The sequence below is a fragment of the Pontibacter saemangeumensis genome, from assembly GCF_039541895.1.
Taxonomy (GTDB): Bacteria; Bacteroidota; Bacteroidia; order Cytophagales; family Hymenobacteraceae; genus Pontibacter; species Pontibacter saemangeumensis.
In genome coordinates this window covers 89,446-107,492 of the sequence record NZ_BAABHC010000003.1, presented here as the reverse complement: position 1 = coordinate 107,492, position 18,047 = coordinate 89,446, and the positions used below count along the sequence as shown (strand labels likewise).

General features: G+C 53.1%; 20 protein-coding genes. 10 read left to right on the top strand and 10 right to left on the bottom strand.

From position 1 onward, the window contains the following. Positions 1-117: 117 nt before the first annotated feature. The 3 genes from ABD920_RS04265 (at position 118) to murQ (ending at position 2,260) form a co-directional block, all read left to right on the top strand. Positions 118-378, top strand: a complete 261-nt coding sequence (locus ABD920_RS04265; RefSeq protein ID WP_345157027.1) for a cytochrome b5 domain-containing protein — start codon at positions 118-120, stop codon at positions 376-378. Between the two features lie 65 nt (positions 379-443). After that, positions 444-1,307 carry a hypothetical protein gene (locus ABD920_RS04260; protein ID WP_345157026.1) on the top strand — a complete coding sequence of 288 codons (864 nt, stop codon included), beginning with the start codon at positions 444-446 and terminating at the stop codon, positions 1,305-1,307. Between the two features lie 134 nt (positions 1,308-1,441). After that, positions 1,442-2,260, top strand: a complete 819-nt coding sequence (murQ, locus tag ABD920_RS04255; protein ID WP_345157024.1) for an N-acetylmuramic acid 6-phosphate etherase — start codon at positions 1,442-1,444, stop codon at positions 2,258-2,260. An 86-nt stretch (positions 2,261-2,346) separates the two neighbouring features. Here the strand turns inward: murQ and ABD920_RS04250 are convergent, their stop codons facing one another. Next, positions 2,347-3,450 carry a tetratricopeptide repeat protein gene (locus ABD920_RS04250; RefSeq protein ID WP_345157023.1) on the bottom strand — a complete coding sequence of 368 codons (1,104 nt, stop codon included), beginning with the start codon at positions 3,448-3,450 and terminating at the stop codon, positions 2,347-2,349. Positions 3,451-3,703: 253 nt separating this feature from the next. Between ABD920_RS04250 and ABD920_RS04245 the strand changes: the two genes are divergently transcribed. Further along, complete coding sequence (locus ABD920_RS04245) at positions 3,704-4,273, top strand: hypothetical protein (protein ID WP_345157022.1); 570 nt, start codon at positions 3,704-3,706, stop codon at positions 4,271-4,273. Between the two features lie 88 nt (positions 4,274-4,361). Here the strand turns inward: ABD920_RS04245 and ABD920_RS04240 are convergent, their stop codons facing one another. The 6 genes from ABD920_RS04240 to era form a co-directional block, all read right to left on the bottom strand. After that, positions 4,362-4,514, bottom strand: a complete 153-nt coding sequence (locus tag ABD920_RS04240; protein WP_345157021.1) for a hypothetical protein — start codon at positions 4,512-4,514, stop codon at positions 4,362-4,364. A gap of 189 nt (positions 4,515-4,703) precedes the next feature. After that, on the bottom strand, positions 4,704-4,889 hold the full coding sequence (locus ABD920_RS04235; RefSeq protein ID WP_345157019.1) for a hypothetical protein: 186 nt from the start codon (positions 4,887-4,889) through the stop codon (positions 4,704-4,706). Between the two features lie 60 nt (positions 4,890-4,949). Continuing rightward, a complete protein-coding gene (locus ABD920_RS04230) occupies positions 4,950-5,138 on the bottom strand; it encodes a hypothetical protein (RefSeq protein ID WP_345157018.1) in 189 nt (62 codons plus the stop codon). Positions 5,139-5,329: 191 nt separating this feature from the next. After that, positions 5,330-5,536 carry a hypothetical protein gene (locus ABD920_RS04225; RefSeq protein WP_345157017.1) on the bottom strand — a complete coding sequence of 69 codons (207 nt, stop codon included), beginning with the start codon at positions 5,534-5,536 and terminating at the stop codon, positions 5,330-5,332. A gap of 71 nt (positions 5,537-5,607) precedes the next feature. After that, entirely contained in the window at positions 5,608-6,921 is a 1,314-nt protein-coding gene (der, locus tag ABD920_RS04220; RefSeq protein WP_345157015.1) for a ribosome biogenesis GTPase Der, read from the bottom strand. A gap of 68 nt (positions 6,922-6,989) precedes the next feature. Beyond that, positions 6,990-7,877, bottom strand: coding sequence for a GTPase Era (gene era, locus ABD920_RS04215; RefSeq protein ID WP_345157013.1), 888 nt, complete (start codon positions 7,875-7,877; stop codon positions 6,990-6,992). A gap of 387 nt (positions 7,878-8,264) precedes the next feature. On the opposite strand from era, the gene hemH reads away from it, so the two are divergent. Beyond that, entirely contained in the window at positions 8,265-9,293 is a 1,029-nt protein-coding gene (gene hemH, locus ABD920_RS04210; RefSeq protein WP_345157012.1) for a ferrochelatase, read from the top strand. 348 nt (positions 9,294-9,641) lie between these two features. Here hemH and ABD920_RS04205 read toward each other — a convergent pair whose 3' ends face one another. The 3 genes from ABD920_RS04205 to glmM all read right to left on the bottom strand — a co-directional run bounded on the left by ABD920_RS04205 (position 9,642) and on the right by glmM (position 13,001). Beyond that, a complete protein-coding gene (locus ABD920_RS04205; RefSeq protein WP_345157011.1) occupies positions 9,642-10,223 on the bottom strand; it encodes an LOG family protein in 582 nt (193 codons plus the stop codon). Between the two features lie 80 nt (positions 10,224-10,303). Beyond that, positions 10,304-11,443: a cysteine desulfurase family protein gene (locus ABD920_RS04200; RefSeq protein ID WP_345157010.1), complete on the bottom strand. Its 1,140-nt coding sequence runs from the start codon at positions 11,441-11,443 to the stop codon at positions 10,304-10,306. Between the two features lie 166 nt (positions 11,444-11,609). Next, positions 11,610-13,001 carry a phosphoglucosamine mutase gene (gene glmM, locus ABD920_RS04195; protein ID WP_345157009.1) on the bottom strand — a complete coding sequence of 464 codons (1,392 nt, stop codon included), beginning with the start codon at positions 12,999-13,001 and terminating at the stop codon, positions 11,610-11,612. 687 nt (positions 13,002-13,688) lie between these two features. Between glmM and mazG the strand changes: the two genes are divergently transcribed. The 5 genes from mazG (at position 13,689) to ABD920_RS04170 (ending at position 17,912) form a co-directional block, all read left to right on the top strand. Continuing rightward, positions 13,689-14,498 carry a nucleoside triphosphate pyrophosphohydrolase gene (gene mazG / locus ABD920_RS04190; protein WP_345157008.1) on the top strand — a complete coding sequence of 270 codons (810 nt, stop codon included), beginning with the start codon at positions 13,689-13,691 and terminating at the stop codon, positions 14,496-14,498. A 533-nt stretch (positions 14,499-15,031) separates the two neighbouring features. Next, positions 15,032-15,898 carry a MotA/TolQ/ExbB proton channel family protein gene (locus tag ABD920_RS04185; protein WP_345157007.1) on the top strand — a complete coding sequence of 289 codons (867 nt, stop codon included), beginning with the start codon at positions 15,032-15,034 and terminating at the stop codon, positions 15,896-15,898. A gap of 24 nt (positions 15,899-15,922) precedes the next feature. After that, entirely contained in the window at positions 15,923-16,534 is a 612-nt protein-coding gene (locus ABD920_RS04180) for an ExbD/TolR family protein (protein ID WP_345157005.1), read from the top strand. Positions 16,535-16,556: 22 nt separating this feature from the next. After that, complete coding sequence (locus ABD920_RS04175; protein ID WP_345157004.1) at positions 16,557-17,084, top strand: ExbD/TolR family protein; 528 nt, start codon at positions 16,557-16,559, stop codon at positions 17,082-17,084. 315 nt (positions 17,085-17,399) lie between these two features. Beyond that, complete coding sequence (locus ABD920_RS04170) at positions 17,400-17,912, top strand: energy transducer TonB (RefSeq protein ID WP_345157002.1); 513 nt, start codon at positions 17,400-17,402, stop codon at positions 17,910-17,912. The last annotated feature ends 135 nt before the right edge of the window (positions 17,913-18,047 follow it).

Here is an 18,047-nt window from a genome sequence, read left to right as displayed (position 1 = left end):
AACGCAGGAAGAGGGACAGGCGGAGAGCGCAGGAATGACTGGGCGTGTGCCATTGGCTGCACGCTAAGCGGCTTCTTCCCTGACACGGTTCTTTCTCTTCAAATACCTCTCTTATATATGGCTCTGCCCGAATACACCTTACAGCAACTGGCTTCGCGCAACGGACAGGACCGGGCCGAGATATGGGTGGCGTACAAGGGCGTGATATATGATGTGCTAAAGTCGAGGCTGTGGCGCAACGGCAGGCACTACGAGCACTGGGCTGGCCAGGACCTGACGGAGGAACTGAGCGACGCGCCGCACACACATCATGTTTTCGACAAGTTCGAGGTGATCGGGTTTGTGAAAAATTCCGTTTACAGGAGGAAAGAACCGTAGGCAAAGCCAGTTCATAAAATTTGCTACCTTAGGAGATAAATTAATTAAATAACAAATATACAATCATGATATTAATAGCTGACAGCGGCTCAACCAAAACAGACTGGCGCATGATAGACGCCACAGGCGTTCATGAACAGGTGTACACGGCAGGCATTAACCCGCAGTATATAGATGCCGTTCAGATATACAGCATATTTGAGGCGGAGCTGCTCCCGAAACTCCAGGAGAAGAGCCCCACCATCATTTATTACTACGGCGCAGGCTGCAGCTCACCAGACCGTAACCTGCGTGTGGAGCAGGCCCTGAGAAAGGCGTTCCCGGCCAGCGAGGTGCACGTAGACCATGACTTGCTGGCGGCGGCGCGCGCCCTGTGCGGGCACCAGCCAGGGGTTGCCTGTATCCTGGGCACCGGCTCTAACTCATGCCTCTACGACGGCAAAAACATTGTGGACAACGTGCCCTCGCTGGGCTTCCTGATGGGGGACGAAGGCAGCGGCGCCTACCTGGGCAAGATGCTGATCAGGGCGTACCTGTACCGCGAGCTGCCGGAGGAACTGGCCACCTCCCTCAAGAACCGCTACAACCTGACGAAAGACGGCATTTTGGATGCAGTTTATTACTCTGACATGCCAAGCACGTACCTGGCCACATTTGCCAAGTTCATGAGCGAAAAGCGCAAAGACCCGGTGATCCATGCCATGATTTACCAGAACTTCGATGAGTTCTTTGAGCGCCACGTGTGCAAATACAAAGGCTTTACAGAGGTGCCTGTCAATTTTGTGGGCTCCATCGCGTACCACTTCTCCGACACGCTGCACCAGGTGGCCCAGAAATACGGCGCGCATATAGGCACCATCATCACCAGCCCGAGCGAAGGCCTGATCGCCTACCACCTAGAGCTTATGGCGCAGGGTCAGGGCAAGTAAGCGCCTTGAAACAGGACTGCGGATGAAAGACAAAGGACATTGGTTTTGTGGCTATATATCTTTAAAGCCTTTTGCTTTTGTTTTTCATCCCGATTCCCTCATTCTTAACTCTCCATTCTAAACTCATAACTAACTTGTCTACTACCGAATCAGCATCGAATTATAATAGCCTGGAGCAGATGAGCGTGCAGGAGCTTTTGCAGAACATCAACCGCGAAGACCAGACCGTTCCGCAGGCAGTAGCCCAAGCCATCCCGCAGCTGGAGGCGCTGGTAGAGGCCACCGTGGAAAGGCTGGCGCAAGGCGGAAGGCTGTTCTATATCGGGGCGGGCACGAGCGGCCGCCTGGGCGTAGTAGATGCCTCCGAGTGCCCACCCACCTACGGTGTGCCGCACGGCATGGTGGTGGGCCTGATAGCGGGCGGCGACGGCGCCATCCGCAAGGCAGTGGAGTTTGCGGAGGATGACCCCGACCAGGCGTGGAAAGACCTGCAGGCGCATAACATATCAGACAGTGACATTGTGGTGGGCATTGCCGCATCGGGCAGAACGCCCTACGTTATCGGGGGGCTGAAGGCCTGCCGCCGGCACGGCATTGCCACTGGCTGCGTCGTTTGCAACCCAGACAGCCCCGTAGCCGCCGAGGCCGACTTCCCGGTAGAGGTGTTGACCGGCCCGGAGTTCGTGACGGGCAGCACCCGCATGAAAGCCGGCACAGGCCAAAAGCTGGCGCTGAACATGCTCACAACGGCCACCATGGTGCGGCTCGGCCATGTAAAAGGCAACAAAATGGTAGACATGCAGCTCTCGAACCATAAGCTGGTGGACAGGGGTACCCGCATGGTGATGGAGGAGCTTAACCTGCCTTACAACGAGGCTGGCGCCATGCTCAAGAAGTTTGGCAGCGTGCGCGCCGCCATAGAGGCTTTCCGGGGCAGCAGCGAAGCGGAATAACACGCAGCCTGCAGTTCATATATAAAAAGGCGGCCGGAATCTCATTTCCGGCCGCCTTTTTATATATGAACTGCAGGCCATGCGGCCTACTCTGGCTCTGCGGCGGTCAGGCCTTCCAACAGCACCGAGGCAGCCTCCCTGCTGGGCACTTTGTACTCGACCACCGACCAGTCATAATTCAGCTTGAACACATTGTTGCCGAGGCCGAAAAGCACTTTCTTTTTATAATCATCCAGCGGCTCCAGCCCCAACGGGGCGCGTCTTTTGTTGATGCGCTCCAACTCTTCCTCGCTCATTTTCTCAACCAGGTAGCGCTGCGGCTTTTCCTGTTCTTTGCACCTGGTGCAGTTCACGGTAACAAAGGCCTTGGAGCCGTACAGGCCCTTGCCGGCCTGCTGGTCCAGGAGGTAGGCGACCGGCTGCGGGGCCAGGCGCCCCTCCTTCACTGCTTTGGTGAGGATCTCGGTGAAATCATATCCTTTGCGGGCCTTTGTCTGGCGCTGTATCACGATGCTGAAGCGGGGCAGCTGCTCCAGAGTATCGGCCACCCCGATCAGTTGCTCCCCCGGGTAGCCGTACTCCTCGATCCAGGCCAGCAGGTTCTCCACATTGGCAGTCTCTATTTTGCGGATGGTGTCGCCGTGCACGCGCAGGCCGCCTTCCGCCAGCCTGAAATAAGCATCGCGGGCATATAGCTCGTCCAGGTCAGCGCGCAGCTCCTTGTTCAGGGTTTCCTCAAACTTGCTGCGGTTCTTCGGGTATTGGCGCTCAAATTTTTTCCACGCCTTGGTGGTGCGCAGCGAGTCGAACACCTGCTGCCGTTCCAGGTAAGGCAGGCTCACCCCTTTCAGCACCAGCTGCTCCAGGTAGCCGAAGGCCTGCTTTTCATCCTGCAGCTGCACCGCGCTGACGGCGGCATTGTAGTAGTCGCGGGCAAACGGAGTCGGGACCGAGGCAAACGCCTGCTTGTAGGCGGACAGTGCGTCCGCATACTCCCCCCGCACAATGTTCAGCTCTGCCACGTTGATCAGGGGGTGGTATACCTCCGCATAATCCGGCATTACTTCAAACTCCGGCACTTTGGTGCTGGTACAACCACCAAGGCCGAGCACCAGCAGCAGGCAGAGCAGCGGGCTATAGATAAGGGCGGGGAAAGCACAGGCTTTGCTGTTGATTGGGTTTGGGAGCATGGCAAACAAATTGTGTTAACGGATTTACAAGTATAACATTCTTATTCTAAATCGCACATTGCCTTAAAACAGTTCCTGCCCCGGCGGGCTATGTGCCGTTTTGGGGTATATATGGCAATGGGCGCTCTGTTTATGCAGCCAAAAGATGACCCAGCGCTGCAAAAGAGCTGCAAAAGCCTCAACTTTGCGACACCCTTTGTAGTAAATGGAACCATAGCGCCTGTTTTACCAGCTTTATCACCCTCGATTTGTTATGCATACCATAGAACCATTTTACAACTGGCTGGACAGCTATTCGGCTGCCGAGGATCCGCGGTCGCCGCTTTACGGCACTGAGAGCAACCTCCTGCAGTACACCAACACCATTTACGGGTACTACATCCACCCGCAGTGGGACGACATGGAATCGGAAACGCTCTTCCTGAAGATCCTCTTTACCGATTATGACCTCGGGTTTACCATCATTGAGTTTATCGGGGAGTGGAATGATACGCTTCACAACGACATCATGCAGTTGAAGCGCAACATCATCGACCCGCTGGTGCACGAGGGCATCCACCGCTTCATCATCATCGGCGAGAACGTGTTTAACTTCCATGGCTCCGACGACTCTTACTACGAGGAATGGTTCGAGGATATAGAGGACGGCTGGATCGCCGCCCTGGGCTTTCAGGACTTTGTGACGAGCGAGATGAAGAACTACAGCCTGGACTATTACATCAACTACGGCGGCACCCTGGACGAGATCCCGTGGCGCACTTTTACGCCGAAGCGCCTATTTGCCCTCGTCAACAGCATGATCCAGAAGCGGCTGGGGCCGTGAAGCCTATATAAGTTGAGTGTCCTATATACAAGAAGGGACCTGCCGCGGCAGGTCCCTTCTTGTATATAGGATAAATATGAGCTACCGGTTAGCGGTCAACTGCGTCTTCTACTTCTTCTTCAACCTCCTCTGCTGCGTCCTCTACTTCTTCTGCGCCCTCTTCTACGGCGTTTTCAGTGGATGCGCACGAGGCAAACGTTAACAGCCCTGTGGCCATCAGCATATACATTACCTTTTTCATAGTCTTTTTTTGTTAGTGTGTTGTTGATTATCAAACCGGCCGCGGCCTTTGCCCGGGGCAGGTTCCTGAGGCTTATACGCACAACAGCCGTATTAAGTCGTATAACTTTTCATATTACGCGCATATAGCCCGAAAACAGAAGCGGCTGCCCAAGGGCAGCCGCTTCTGTTTTCGTTCGCACGGGTGCAGTTACTCCACCCCTTCTTCTACCTCCTCGGCGCCTTCCTCTATTCCTTCTTCCATGTCCTCGGCACCTTCCTCCATATCCTCTCCTACTTCTTCGGTGGCTTCTTCCGTTCTGTTTTCCGTGTTAGAATCGCATGAGGCGAAGGTAAATAAACCCGCGGCCAGCAGCATGTATATTGGCTTCTTCATAAGTATCTGTTTGAGTTGATTATATCGTTTTATATATAGCTAAGAAACTGGGCCTGCCGCCTACTCGATCACGGCAGTGGTGTCCATCTCCTCTTCCATGTCTTCCATCTCGTCTGTTCTTTCCTCCGCCTGGTCTTCTAATTCCTCGGTCTGGTCTTCCATTTCATCCGCTCTTTCTTCAGCGGGAGAATCGCAGGAGGCGAAGGCAAACAGGCTGCCCAGCGCAAATACATAAAGTACCTTTTTCATGGTTTTATAAATTTAGTGGTTGATTAAATCGTAATGTCGCCCTCTCCACACTGCGTGTATGAGGATTACCACAACGAATACGACAGTTCCTGCATATAGTTCTGAAAATATATATAAAAGCAGAAAGGCACCCTTGGGAGGTGCCTTTCTGTTGCCCCGGCTGCTGTGCCAGGTGGTTTTCCGGTTGCTGATTAAAGCGAAGAAGCCGAATCAATGGGTGCCGCAGCTGAATCAACTGGCGCAACCTCTGTCTCAGTCACTTCTTCCTCTACTACCGGAGTTTCCTCTACTGTAGTTTCTTCAACTGTCTCTACTTCAGAAGCAGTTTCGGTTGCATTGCTGCAAGACGCGAAAGTGAACAGACCAGCAACGAAAAGTAAACCAAATACTTTTTTCATGATATTTTTCCTATGTTAGAAATGAAGCCGCAAATATACCGCTATATCTCTATCTCCAATCCTTCCGGGAATTATTTTTTACGGAATACCAGGTTGATCGGAACGCCCTCAAACCCGAAGTGGTCGCGCAGCCTGTTCTCCAGGTAACGCGCATACGACTCCTTGATGTACTGCGGCAGGTTGCAGAAAAAGGCGAAGGTCGGGTTGTGCGTCGGCAGCTGCGTGATATACTTGATCTTCACCAGTTTGCCTTTGATGGCCGGTGGCGGATAGCGCTCGATGTCGGGCAGCAGCAGGTCGTTGAGCTTGGACGTGGAGATTTTCCGCGTCTTGTTCTCATACACCTCCATGGCCTTCTCCACCGCCTTCAGGATACGCTGCTTGGTCGTCACCGAAGTGAAGATAACCGGCACGTACTTGATCGGCGCGATGCGGTCCAGGATCTCCTCCTCAAACTTTTTGGTGGAGTGCGTGTCTTTCTCGATCAGGTCCCACTTGTTCACCAGGATCACGATGCCTTTGCGGTTCTTCTCGGCCAGCGTGATGATGTTCACGTCCTGCGACTCGATGCCGCGCGTGGCGTCCAGCATCACGATGCACACATCGGCATCCTCCAAAGCACGCACCGAGCGCATCACCGAGTAAAACTCAATGTCCTCGCTCACCTTGCTCTTTCGGCGCAGCCCGGCGGTGTCCACGATGATGAACTCCTTGCCGAACGCGTTGTAGCGCGAGTGGATGGCGTCGCGGGTGGTGCCGGCGCGGTCGGTCACTATGTTCCGGTCTTCGCCCAGCAGCAGGTTCACGAACGATGATTTGCCCACGTTCGGGCGGCCCAACACGGCCAGCTTCGGGATACCCGCATCCGGGTCTTCCACGCCCTCGTCTTCGAAGTGCTTCACCACCTCGTCCAGCAGTTCGCCGGTGCCGGAGCCGTTCTGCGACGAAACCGGGAAAATCTCCTCGCCTACTCCCAGCGAGTAAAACTCGCCCATCTGGTTGGCGCGGGCCGTGGTGTCGGCTTTGTTGGCCACGATATAAATCGGTTTGTCGGTGCGGCGCAGCACGTTGGCGAATTCCTCGTCCAGGCCTGTCAGGCCGGCGTCCACGTCCACCATAAACAGGATCACGGTCGCCTCCTTGATGGCGATCTCGACCTGCTTGTTAATCTCTTCCTCGAAAATATCCTCGGAGCCGTGCACGTAGCCCCCCGTGTCGATCACGGTGAAATACTTGCCCGTCCACTGGCCGTGGCCGTAGCTCCTGTCGCGGGTAACGCCGCTCTCGTTGTCCATGATGGCCTTGCGGTGGCCGATCAGGCGGTTAAAAAGGGTGGACTTGCCCACGTTGGGGCGGCCCACAATCGCAATGATGTTTGCTGACATCGTAAAAAAATAAAAAGTTAAAGTGCCCCCGGGGCACCTTGCCCCGAAGCTTTAATACATGCGCCTACTTACTCGCTGTAGCCGAAGCGCCGAAGCAGCTTCTGGTCTGTCCGCCAGTTTTCGTTCACGCGCACATATAAATCAAGAAAAATCTTTTTCTGGAAGAACTCCTCCATGTCGAGGCGGGCCTGCGTGCCCACTTTCTTCAGCGCCTCGCCTTTGTGGCCGATCACGATGCCTTTCTGGCTTTTGCGCTCCACGCTGATCTCGGCCCGGATGCGGATAATGTCCTCCTCCTCTCTAAACTCCTCCACCACCACTTCGCAGCTGTAAGGGATTTCCTTTTTGTAGTTGAGGAAGATCTTCTCCCGGATCATCTCCGACACGAAGAAGCGCTCCGGCTTGTCGGTCAGCTCGTCTTTCGGGAAGTAGGGCGGGTGCGCGGGCAGGTAATGCAGCAGGCGGTCGAACAGGTGCTCGGTATTGGTGCCGTGCAGGGCTGAGATCGGCAGCACCTCTGTCGGGCTCATTTTCTCCTGCCAATAGATGATCTTGTCCTTCACGTCCTGCACCTTGGCCTGGTCTATCTTGTTGACCAGCACCAGCACGGGCACCTCCGCATTTCGGAGGCGGCTGATGACTTCCTCCTCGTCGTGCTTCTCATATATATCCGTCACGAACAGGATCACGTCGGCGTCCTCGAGCGAGGTGCGCACAAATCCCATCATCGACTCGTGCAGGGCGTACTGCGGCTTGATGATGCCGGGCGTGTCGGAATACACGATCTGGAAATCGTCTCCGTTCAGGATCCCCATGATGCGGTGCCGCGTCGTCTGCGCCTTGGAGGTGATGATGGAGAGCTTCTCGCCCACCAGCGCGTTCATCAGCGTGGATTTGCCCACGTTCGGCTTGCCCACGATACTAACAAAACCGGCTTTATGTGCTACTTCGGACATACACTTTGAAATTGAGGTTGCAAAAGTACTTCTTTTTTACGAGACGGCGGCGTAATGTGTAAATTATTGTGAATGAGGCGGTGAGAGCATCGGCTTATATATAGCTGTTGCCCCTTTGCTTAGCAGACACTTGCCGGAAGACCTCGCAGCGTGCGCAGCTCCTGCGAGCGTCCGGCGGGAAAAGCTGCGGCGCTGTGGCACCAAACGCTCGCGAGACCTGCGGACACCGAAAAGCCAAAAATGTCAAAAGGAGTAAAATAGCCTGAACAATTTATGCACCCGCCGCTTTCATATCCACTACCCCGGAGATGAGACCATGATATTTCTCATCTAAAAGAAAGTTTTATACTTTGTATCTTTGCAGCAGATAAGCATTTATACTTTTCAATGAGTAAGAAAGCAACTGGAAAAATCGGCGTGCTGCTGGTTAATTTAGGCACACCGGACACGCCGAACACACCTGACGTCAGAAAGTACCTGCGCGAGTTCCTGCTGGACAAGCGCGTGATCGATATCCCCGCCATTCCGCGCTATGCCCTGATCAACGGTGTGATTGCCCCGTTCAGGGCGCCGAAGTCCGCCAAGGTGTACAAGCAACTGTGGACCGAGCGCGGTTCCCCGCTGCTGTACCACGGCCTCGACCTGCAGAAGAAACTGCAGGCTGCCCTCGGCGACGGCTACCATGTGGCGTTCGGCATGCGGTACCAGAGCCCGAGCATTGGGCGTGCGCTGGAGGAACTGCGCGAGCAGAGCGTAGACCGCATCATCGTGCTGCCACTCTTTCCGCAGTATGCCTCCGCCTCCACCGGCTCGGTGCAGGACAAAGTGATGGAGATTGTGAAAGACTGGTGGGTGATCCCGAGCATTAACTTCATCTCCAGCTTCTGCGACGACCCGGGCTTCATCAAGTCGTTTGCCCAGCTGGGCAGGCAGCATATGGCCCAGGATACCTACGACCATGTAGTGTTCAGCTACCACGGCCTGCCGGAGCGCCAGGTGCTGAAAGGCAGCGACAAAGGCTACTGCCAGTTGGGCGCCTGCTGCAACACCTACAACAAGCGCAACAAGTACTGCTACCGTGCCGCCTGCTTTGCTACCTCCAGATTGCTGGCCGCGGAATTAGGCCTCAGCGAAGACCAGTACACGGTTTCGTTCCAGTCGCGGCTGTTGAAAGACCCGTGGCTGCAGCCTTATACCGACGAGGTGCTGAAAACGCTGCCCGCCAAAGGCATCAAGAAAGTGCTGGCCTACAGCCCCGCTTTCGTAGCCGACTGCCTGGAGACGACAATCGAGGTGGGCGACGAGTTCAAGCATATGTTCTTAGAGGCCGGCGGCGAGAAATGGCAGTTGGTAGAAAGCCTGAACTCTGAGCCTATGTGGGTGGAGGCCGTGAAAGAGATGGTGCTGCAGTACTGAGTTTGTTTCAGATAGAACTTATATATATAAACGCCGCTGATGCATCTACATCAGCGGCGTTTATATATATGGACTTTATATGTCGCAAGTTTAGCGCAGCGTAACTTGTGACTGATATTGACGCAAGTTTTCAACTTGCCTTCTGCGATAGCAGAAGAATGCCTTTACTGAACTTTGCTTACCAAAGGCTACTTAATTGCAGACCTTGCTTTTGCAAAGCAAAGAAGTTGAAAACTTCAGCTATATACCGTCACAAGTTACGCTTCGCTAAACTTGCGACATCTGATTTTTTGAGGAGCCATATATGAAAGTCGCTCAAAATCATTTCAGGCAAGCACCAACAGTCCGCTATATACGCTTAAAATCCACCCCTGGCGCTGAGGCAGCGTCGGCGGAGGCCCTGAGCTTCTGCAGCAGCAGCGCGGCGTCCTCCGCCACGATCAGGCTGTCGCGGTAGGCTGGCTTGATGAAACCCTCGGACACGCTGTGGTCGATCATCTCCAGGAACCTGTTATAGTAGCCGTTCACGTTGTAGAACGCCACCGGCTTCCGGATAATGCCCAGCTGGTTCCAGGTGATGATCTCGTTTATTTCGTCGAGGGTGCCGAAGCCGCCGGGCATGGCTATAAACGCGTCTGACCTGGCGGCCATCAGCGCCTTGCGCTCGTGCATGGTCTGCACCACGTGCTGCTCCGAAAGGCCCATATGGGCTACTTCGCGGTCTATGAGGCTCTGCGGAATCACGCCGATGGCGGTGCCGCCGCCTGCCAGCACCGCATCAGCGATCGTGCCCATCAGACCTACTTTTCCGCCGCCGAACACAAGCGTTAGATGCTGCTCCGCCATCAGGGCACCCAGCGCAGCGGCTGCCTGCATATATAGTTCGCCTTTGCCCTGGTTGGCCCCGCAGAAAACCCCAATGCTGTTCATATATAAGTTGCGTTGATTAGATTTAAAATGAAAGGCTCCAGCATTGCTGCTGAAGCCTCGTCTTATGATGCGGCTCTATATTAAACCGGCACCTTTTTATATAGCTTTGCCAGTGTCCCGGCAGCGTAGTCAATCTCTTCCGACGTGTTGTACTTGCTGAACGAGAACCGGACAGAGCCGCGTGCCGGGTCGCAGGCCAGTGCGCGCAGCACATGCGAGCCGGTGTTGGCCCCGCTGCTGCAGGCGCTGCCGCCCGACACCGAAACCTTGTTAATATCCAGGCTGAAGAGCAGCATCTCGTTGATGTCGGAGGCCGGCAGGCTCACGTTCAGCACGGTATATAAACTCTTGTCGCCGTACGCTGACATGCCGTTGAAGCTCACGTCCTCCAGCTGCTCCTTCAGTTTTGAGATCATCCTGTCTTTCAGCCCTTGGATGTGGCGCGCGTGCTCTCCCATGTCGCGGTACGCGATTTCCATAGCCTTCGCCAGACCGATGATGCCATATACGTTTTCGGTGCCGCCGCGCATGTTGCGCTCCTGCGCGCCGCCCTGTATATAGGGCTTTATCTTCACGCCCGCATCACAATACAGAAAGCCCACCCCCTTCGGCCCGTGAAACTTGTGCGCGGAGCCCACAATCAGGTTGGCGCCCAGCGTCTGCAGGTCGTGGGTGTAATGGCATATCGTCTGCACCGTATCCGAGTGGAAAATAGCGTTGTGCGCCTTGCAGATGCGCCCGATTTCCTCCACGTCGTTCAGGTTGCCGATCTCATTGTTGGCGTGCATCACCGACACCAGCGTCTGCGGCTGATCGGCCAACAGCTCCTCAAGGTGCGCCAGGTCCAGGTTGCCGCGCTCGTCGTGGCGCAGGTAACTCACCTGCACGCCCTCCTTCTCCAGCAGCTCCATGGTGTGCAGCACCGCGTGGTGCTCCAGTTCGGAGGTGATGGCGTGCTTTATGCCCAAGGTGCGGCAGGTGCTGATGATAGCGGTGTTGTCTGCCTCCGTGCCGCCTGAGGTGAAGAAAATCTCGGCAGGAGATGTGTTCAGCAGCGTGGCCACCGTTCGCCGCGCCTTTTCGATCGCCGCCCGCACCTCGCGCCCATGCGAGTGGATAGAGGATGGGTTGCCATAGTGCTCCAGCATATAGGGAGCCATGGCATCAAAAACCTCTTTGTCCAGAGGCGTTGTGGCGGCATTATCTAAATAAACACGCATACTAGTATTTCTATTTACTGATTCTATTTAAAACAACTGTCGCAGCACAAAAAAAAGTTGCGCCAGCAGGAGGAATCATTCCAGCCCCGGTGGCGCAACTTCAGTTGCTATAGATTATATATGCTACAACAACACATTCTATTTAAGCGACAGCAGCACATTTGCCTTATACTTTTTCTGAGATGATCTCTTTGATGTCGCCAATGATCTTGTTGGCCAGGTGCTCTGCCGTCACGTTGCTGTCTGACTCGGCATAGATCCGGATGATGGCCTCGGTGTTGGATTTGCGCAGGTGCACCCATTCCTTGCCGAACTCGATCTTCACGCCGTCGATGGTGTTGATTGGCTGCTTGGCATAACGCTCCTGCATCTGCACCAGCACCTCGTCCACATTCACTTCCGGTGTCAGTTCGATTTTGTTCTTTGAGATATAATAATTCGGGTACGAGGCGCGCAGTTGCGTCATGCTCATGTCAGACTTGGCCAGGTGCGTCAGGAACAGCGCGATACCCACCAGGGCATCGCGGCCGTAGTGCAGCTCCGGGTATATAACCCCCCCGTTGCCCTCTCCGCCGATGATAGCGTTCTGCGCCTTCATCATATTTACCACGTTTACCTCGCCCACGGCTGCGGCATGATACTCGCCGCCCGCTTTCTCGGTTACGTCGCGCAGCGCCCTTGTAGAGGACAGGTTCGACACGGTGTTGCCTACCTGGTTCTTCAGCACATAATCTGCAACGGCCACCAGGGTGTATTCCTCCCCGAACATGCTTCCGTCCTCGTTTATGAGGGCAAGGCGATCGACATCCGGGTCCACCACAATGCCCAGGTCAAACTTGCCTTTCTCGATCACGCGCGCAATCTCACGCAGGTTCTCGGGTAGCGGCTCCGGGTTGTGGGCAAAGTTGCCGTCCGGCTCGCAGAACAGTTTTTCTATTTTCGTTACACCGAGCGCCTCCAGCAGCATCGGTACTGCAAAGCCGCCGCTGGAGTTAACGGCATCCACGGCCACGCTGAAGTTTCTTGCTTTGATGGCCTCCACATCCACCAACGGCAGATCCAGTATGGCCTTTATGTGCTTCTTAAGAGCCGATTCGCTTTGCCTGTACTTGCCCAGTTCACCAACCTCCGCGAACTCAAAGCTCTCCTGCTCGGCAATGCCCAGCACCAGCTTTCCCTCCTCATCAGATATAAACTCGCCGTGCTGGTTCAGCAATTTTAAGGCATTCCACTGCTTTGGGTTGTGGCTGGCCGTGAGGATTATGCCGCCGCCCGCTTTTTTGGCGGGCACCACCATCTCTACCGTGGGGGTGGTAGAGAGGCCCACATCGATCACATCAATGCCGAGGCCCTGCAGCGTGGCGCAAACCAGCTTGTTCACCATCTCGCCGGAAAGGCGGGCATCGCGGCCTACTATAATGGTGTTGATGCCGGTAGTCTGTTGTACCCACGTGCCGAAAGCAGCGGCGAACTTCACAACGTCAACGGGCGTGAGCCCTTCGCCCGCCCGCCCGCCTATCGTTCCGCGTATTCCTGAAATTGATTTTATTAATGCCACCTGTTAAATTTTTTGATCAGGCAAAAGTAGCAATCTAACTTATACTTTCAGAATTTTTAACCCCTTAATACAGCACCAACACCTCGCGGAGCCAGGGATTTGCCCCTTGCCACCGGGCACATATTCCCCCGGCAGGCAAACGAGGCCTGGAGCGCAGCAAGCAGCCGTAAGGGCGGCGGCAGAAACAGAGCGGTTAAGCAGATAGGTATGGGAAAACCCTACCCCCGGCTTACACCCGCTCATTCACCTTCAGCCTGTCTACCTCCAGTTCGTTCAGATGCAGCCCCCCGGTAGCTAATGCACCGCTGGGCCATGGCGCCCACACGTCCCGCTGCCAGCGCCGGCGCTTTGCGGGAAGGCAACCCGCGTCTGCACCTTAGGCGGGCGGGCAAGTATTTTGCCGGGTTTTTACAAGTTTATCGATCAGGCCGTTTCTGTATATATAAATTTTACCTTTTAAATAGCTGAAGTGCGCTTCAAAACTTAAATTTATACGTACTCTTATTAGGCTATATAGAACTTTGCTTTATTTCATAGCCGCTTTAAAACCGCTTTTCCTGATGGATGCGCAAAAGATCAAGAGCTATAGGTGCACTCTATACCCTAACTCCCAGCGGCTGCCAGAAACACCCCGGCTGAAAGCACGACGTTGAAAGACAGTGCGTATTATTTCTTATATTTGGAGTTATGAGCACGAATAATTTCGACGATAGCCCACGCGGCAGGCAGTTGCAGGCCTTTAACCGCCTGCTGGATGTGATGGACGACCTGCGCGAGAAATGCCCCTGGGACCGGAAGCAAACGATCGAGAGCCTGCGCCACCTCACCATCGAGGAAACCTACGAACTCTCCGACGCCATCCTGAAGGCTGACATGCCGGAGATTAAAAAAGAGTTGGGTGACGTGATGCTGCACCTGGTATTTTACGCCAAGATCGCGTCCGAGCAAAAAGCCTTTGACCTGGCCGATGTGCTGAATGCGCAATGCGAGAAGCTTATTTTCAGGCACCCGCATATATATGGCGACACAAAAGCGGACACAGAGGAGGAGGTAAAGCGAAATTGGGAGCAATTGAAGCTCAAAGAGGGGAACAAATCTGTGCTCGGAGGCGTACCCTCCTCATTACCCGCACTCGTGAAGGCCATGCGCATTCAGGAAAAAGCCCGCGGGGCCGGATTCGACTGGGACGACAAATCGCAGGTGTGGGAGAAAGTGCAGGAGGAACTGGGCGAATTCGAGGCGGAGTTTAACACAGCAGACACCTCCGCCATAGACCACGAAAAGGCGAACGCCGAATTCGGCGATTTGCTGTTCTCCCTGATTAATTTTGCCCGCTTCGCCGGCATAAACCCGGAAGAGGCTTTAGAGCGCACCAACCTGAAGTTCATTGACCGTTTTGGGTATCTGGAGACTGAAGCGGCAAATGACGGCAGAACATTACAGGACATGACCCTGACAGAAATGGACGTTTATTGGAACAAGGCAAAAAAACGTTAGGCGTTCGCCTATTTTATGAACTTAAATGGTTATGTTTAACCCACTTTTTTCTGTAGAAGAAGAACAGCATGCGGTAAATTTCTTCAGGAAATGCGGAAAAGATGCAACCATTTTCCGGGTAAGCTGTGTTTGCCAAATTATATTACATTGCCTATCAGCAGTTTAATACTCTCAGCAAACCAGTCCTTGTGCAGGTTTCAGGAAGTAATTACTTACTTTTAAGAGATTACGGAGAGGAAAGTGCTGCTCGCATAACTGATGTTGGTACTTTGACCCAATTAGCTGTTAAACATCTTTTTTTGATCGGAAGCGACAGGAATATTAGGAACTTTAAATGAGAAAAGCTTAAATTAGGGTGCTAAAGAGACAATAGTCTATCCTTATTGCAAAATTTTAAGCCCATATAGTTTGAAAATTTGAGAAAATGCAGAAATTGCAAATTCAACTAGTAACTAAAAGCAAAACCATTACATTTCACATTCACCAAACAATTTATTACAACACAAACAGCTAAACTTTAAACTTTTAAAAAAATGGAAAAAAAGACTGCAGTAGCGAGCAAGAACCCTAACGTTGAGAAAGCGCCAAGCCCGATTGGTGGCATATTTGCAACTATTGTTATTCCAATTGCTATCATCGTATGTGTGCTTATCTATATGTTTGTATTAGGTAACCCTGCTAACTTCGAAGGTGGCGACCCAGACAGCCATCCGCTTCCAGGCAATTACCTTGGCATTGTTTACAAAGGCGGTTGGGTAGTTCCTATCCTGATGGCGCTTAACCTGATGGTGTTTATCTTCGCTATTGAGCGCGCCCTGACAATCAGCAAAGCAAAAGGAAGCAAGAGCATTGCCGCTTTCGTAAGAATCATCTCCGCTAAGCTGAACCAGCGTGACATCAACGGCGCTATTGCTGCCTGCGATGCTCAGAAAGGTTCTGTTGCCAACGTGGTAAAAGCCGGTCTGCTGAAGTACAAGGAGATGCAGAACGAGCCTGAACTGCTGAAAGCAGAGAAAGTTGCCGCCATTCAGAAGGAAATCGAGGAGTCCACTTCACTGGAGCTCCCAATGCTGGAGAAAAACCTGGTGATCATCTCCACAATCGCCTCTATCTCAACACTGGTTGGTCTGATCGGTACGGTACTCGGTATGATTAAGGCGTTCGCGGCCCTTGCACAGGGTGGTGCCCCGGATGCGGTAGGTTTGGCGAACGGTATCTCTGAGGCCTTGATCAACACGGCACTCGGTATCACTGGTTCTGCCATCGCGATCATCGCGTACAACTATTTCACAAGCAAGATCGATGAGCTTACTTACGGTATTGATGAGGCAGGTTTCAGCATCATCTCAACGTTCGCATCTCAGCACGACACTGCTCCTGTGAAGACACAAACAGTATAGTTAAACCGTATTTAACAAAATAACATGCCTAAAGTTAAAGTAAAAAGGACTAACCCCTCGTTGGACATGACGCCAATGGTGGACTTATTCTTCTTGCTGGTGACTTTCTTTATGCTGACTGCAACCGCCAGACAGGAGGAGGCCCTTGTGGTGGATACCCCTTCGTCTGTGTCGGAGCTTAAGCTACCCGACACAAACGTGATAACCATAACGGTCGGAAGCGATGACCGGGTGTTTTTCGGGGTGGATGGCCAGCATACGAAGGAAGCATTACTTGAGAAGATAGCAGGCAAGTACGGCGTTGGTTTCACCGAAGAAGAGAAAAAAACCTTTTCCCTTTTGAACAACTTTGGTGTACCGGTTAGCCAGCTGAAGTCTTTCTTATCCATGCAGTCCAGCGAGCGCGAGAATGTGAACCAGCCGGGTATTCCAATTGACTCGACCCAAAACGAGTTGGGAGACTGGGTACTGCAGACACGCCTCACAAACCCTAAAGTGGTGATCGCTATAAAGGGTGACAATGATGCAAACTACTCCACGGTTCAGCGGGTGATCGACATCCTGCAGGACAGGAAAGTAAACAGGTTTAACCTGGTGACTGACATGGAAGCAATGCCAGGTAGTAGTAGTGAATAATTAAGAAAAGGAGAAAAAGACTATGGCAGAAATCCAAGAAAAAGGCGACTCCGGTAAAGGCGGTGGTAAGAAACGCGCCAAAAAGTCGTCGACCAAAGTCGACATGACACCGCTGGTAGACCTTGCCGCCCTTCTGATCACGTTCTTCATGCTTACCACGACTTTCAACAAGCCGAACACCATGGAAATTAACATGCCCGTGGATCCGGAAAATGAAGAAGAGCAGATTGCTCTGAAAGCGAGTAATGCCATGACGATTATACTGGGCGAGAACGATAACCTGTATTATTACTTCGGCCTGGCAGCAGACAACCCGGAGGTAATTGAGTCGGACTACTCGGCAAACGGCATCAGGAAAGTGCTGGTATCACCGCAGGTGAAAGGCAATGAGAAGATGACTGTGATGATCAAGGCCATGGATGCCTCGCGCTACAAAAACGTGGTGGACATTCTGGATGAGCTGAAGATTACGGACACCCGGAAGTTTGCGCTCGTTGAGTACAGCGACGCAGACAAGGAATTATTTGCACAACAACAAATAGGACAATAGCATATGGACAGTAACTTAGCAGCGAAAGCATCGCTTGATGACATCGTCTTTGAAGGACGAAACAAAGCATACGGTGCCTACCTACTTCGCAGACTGTATAATAGCCATATCACCAAAGCCGCTATCATCGCCACTATTCTATTCTTTTTGTTTATCAGCATTCCGTTGATCTCCAAAATGATAGCAGGCGAAGAAGAGGCCGTAGTGACTGAGCGAATTATAACAGAGGTAGATCTGGCCCCGCCGCCACCAATTGATGAGGCAACACCGCCGCCACCGCCGCCGCCACCGGACCTTCCGCCACCGCCGCCGCCCGTGCGTGCTACTGTAAAGTACACGCCACCGGTAGTTAAGCGTGACAACGAAGTGGTCGAAGAAGAGGAGATTCCGGATGTGGAAGTGCTCGAAGAGATTGATGCAGGTGTGGAAACTGTAGAAGGAAGCAAAGACGCTCCACCTGATCTCGGCGACATTGACGGTACAAGTGATGTAGTAGCAGAAGTGGTTGAGGAGAAGCCTTACACTTACGTAGAGCAGATGCCGACTTTCCCCGGTGGCGAATCAGAGATGATGAAGTACCTGGGTAAGAACATCCGCTACCCTGCCGCTGCACAGCGTGCCGGCATCGAGGGTATCGTAGTACTGTCTTTCGTAGTAAGCAAGACAGGCGAGATATCTGAAATCCAGGTGCTGAAGAGCCTTGGAGGAGGTACCGACGAAGAAGCAGTGCGCGTTGTGAAAACAATGCCGAAGTGGACTCCTGGTAAGCAGAACGGCCGGGCAGTGCCCGTGCGTTACACCCTTCCGGTGCGTTACACGATTAAATAACCGCCTTCAACAGGCAAAGGCAAAAAAGCCCGGTCAGAATATGGCCGGGCTTTTTTTGTGTCCTGGGCTGAAATAAAAGCTCAGCATGCATACCTCTTATATATAAAAAGCGTATAATATCAGATCATATAGAAC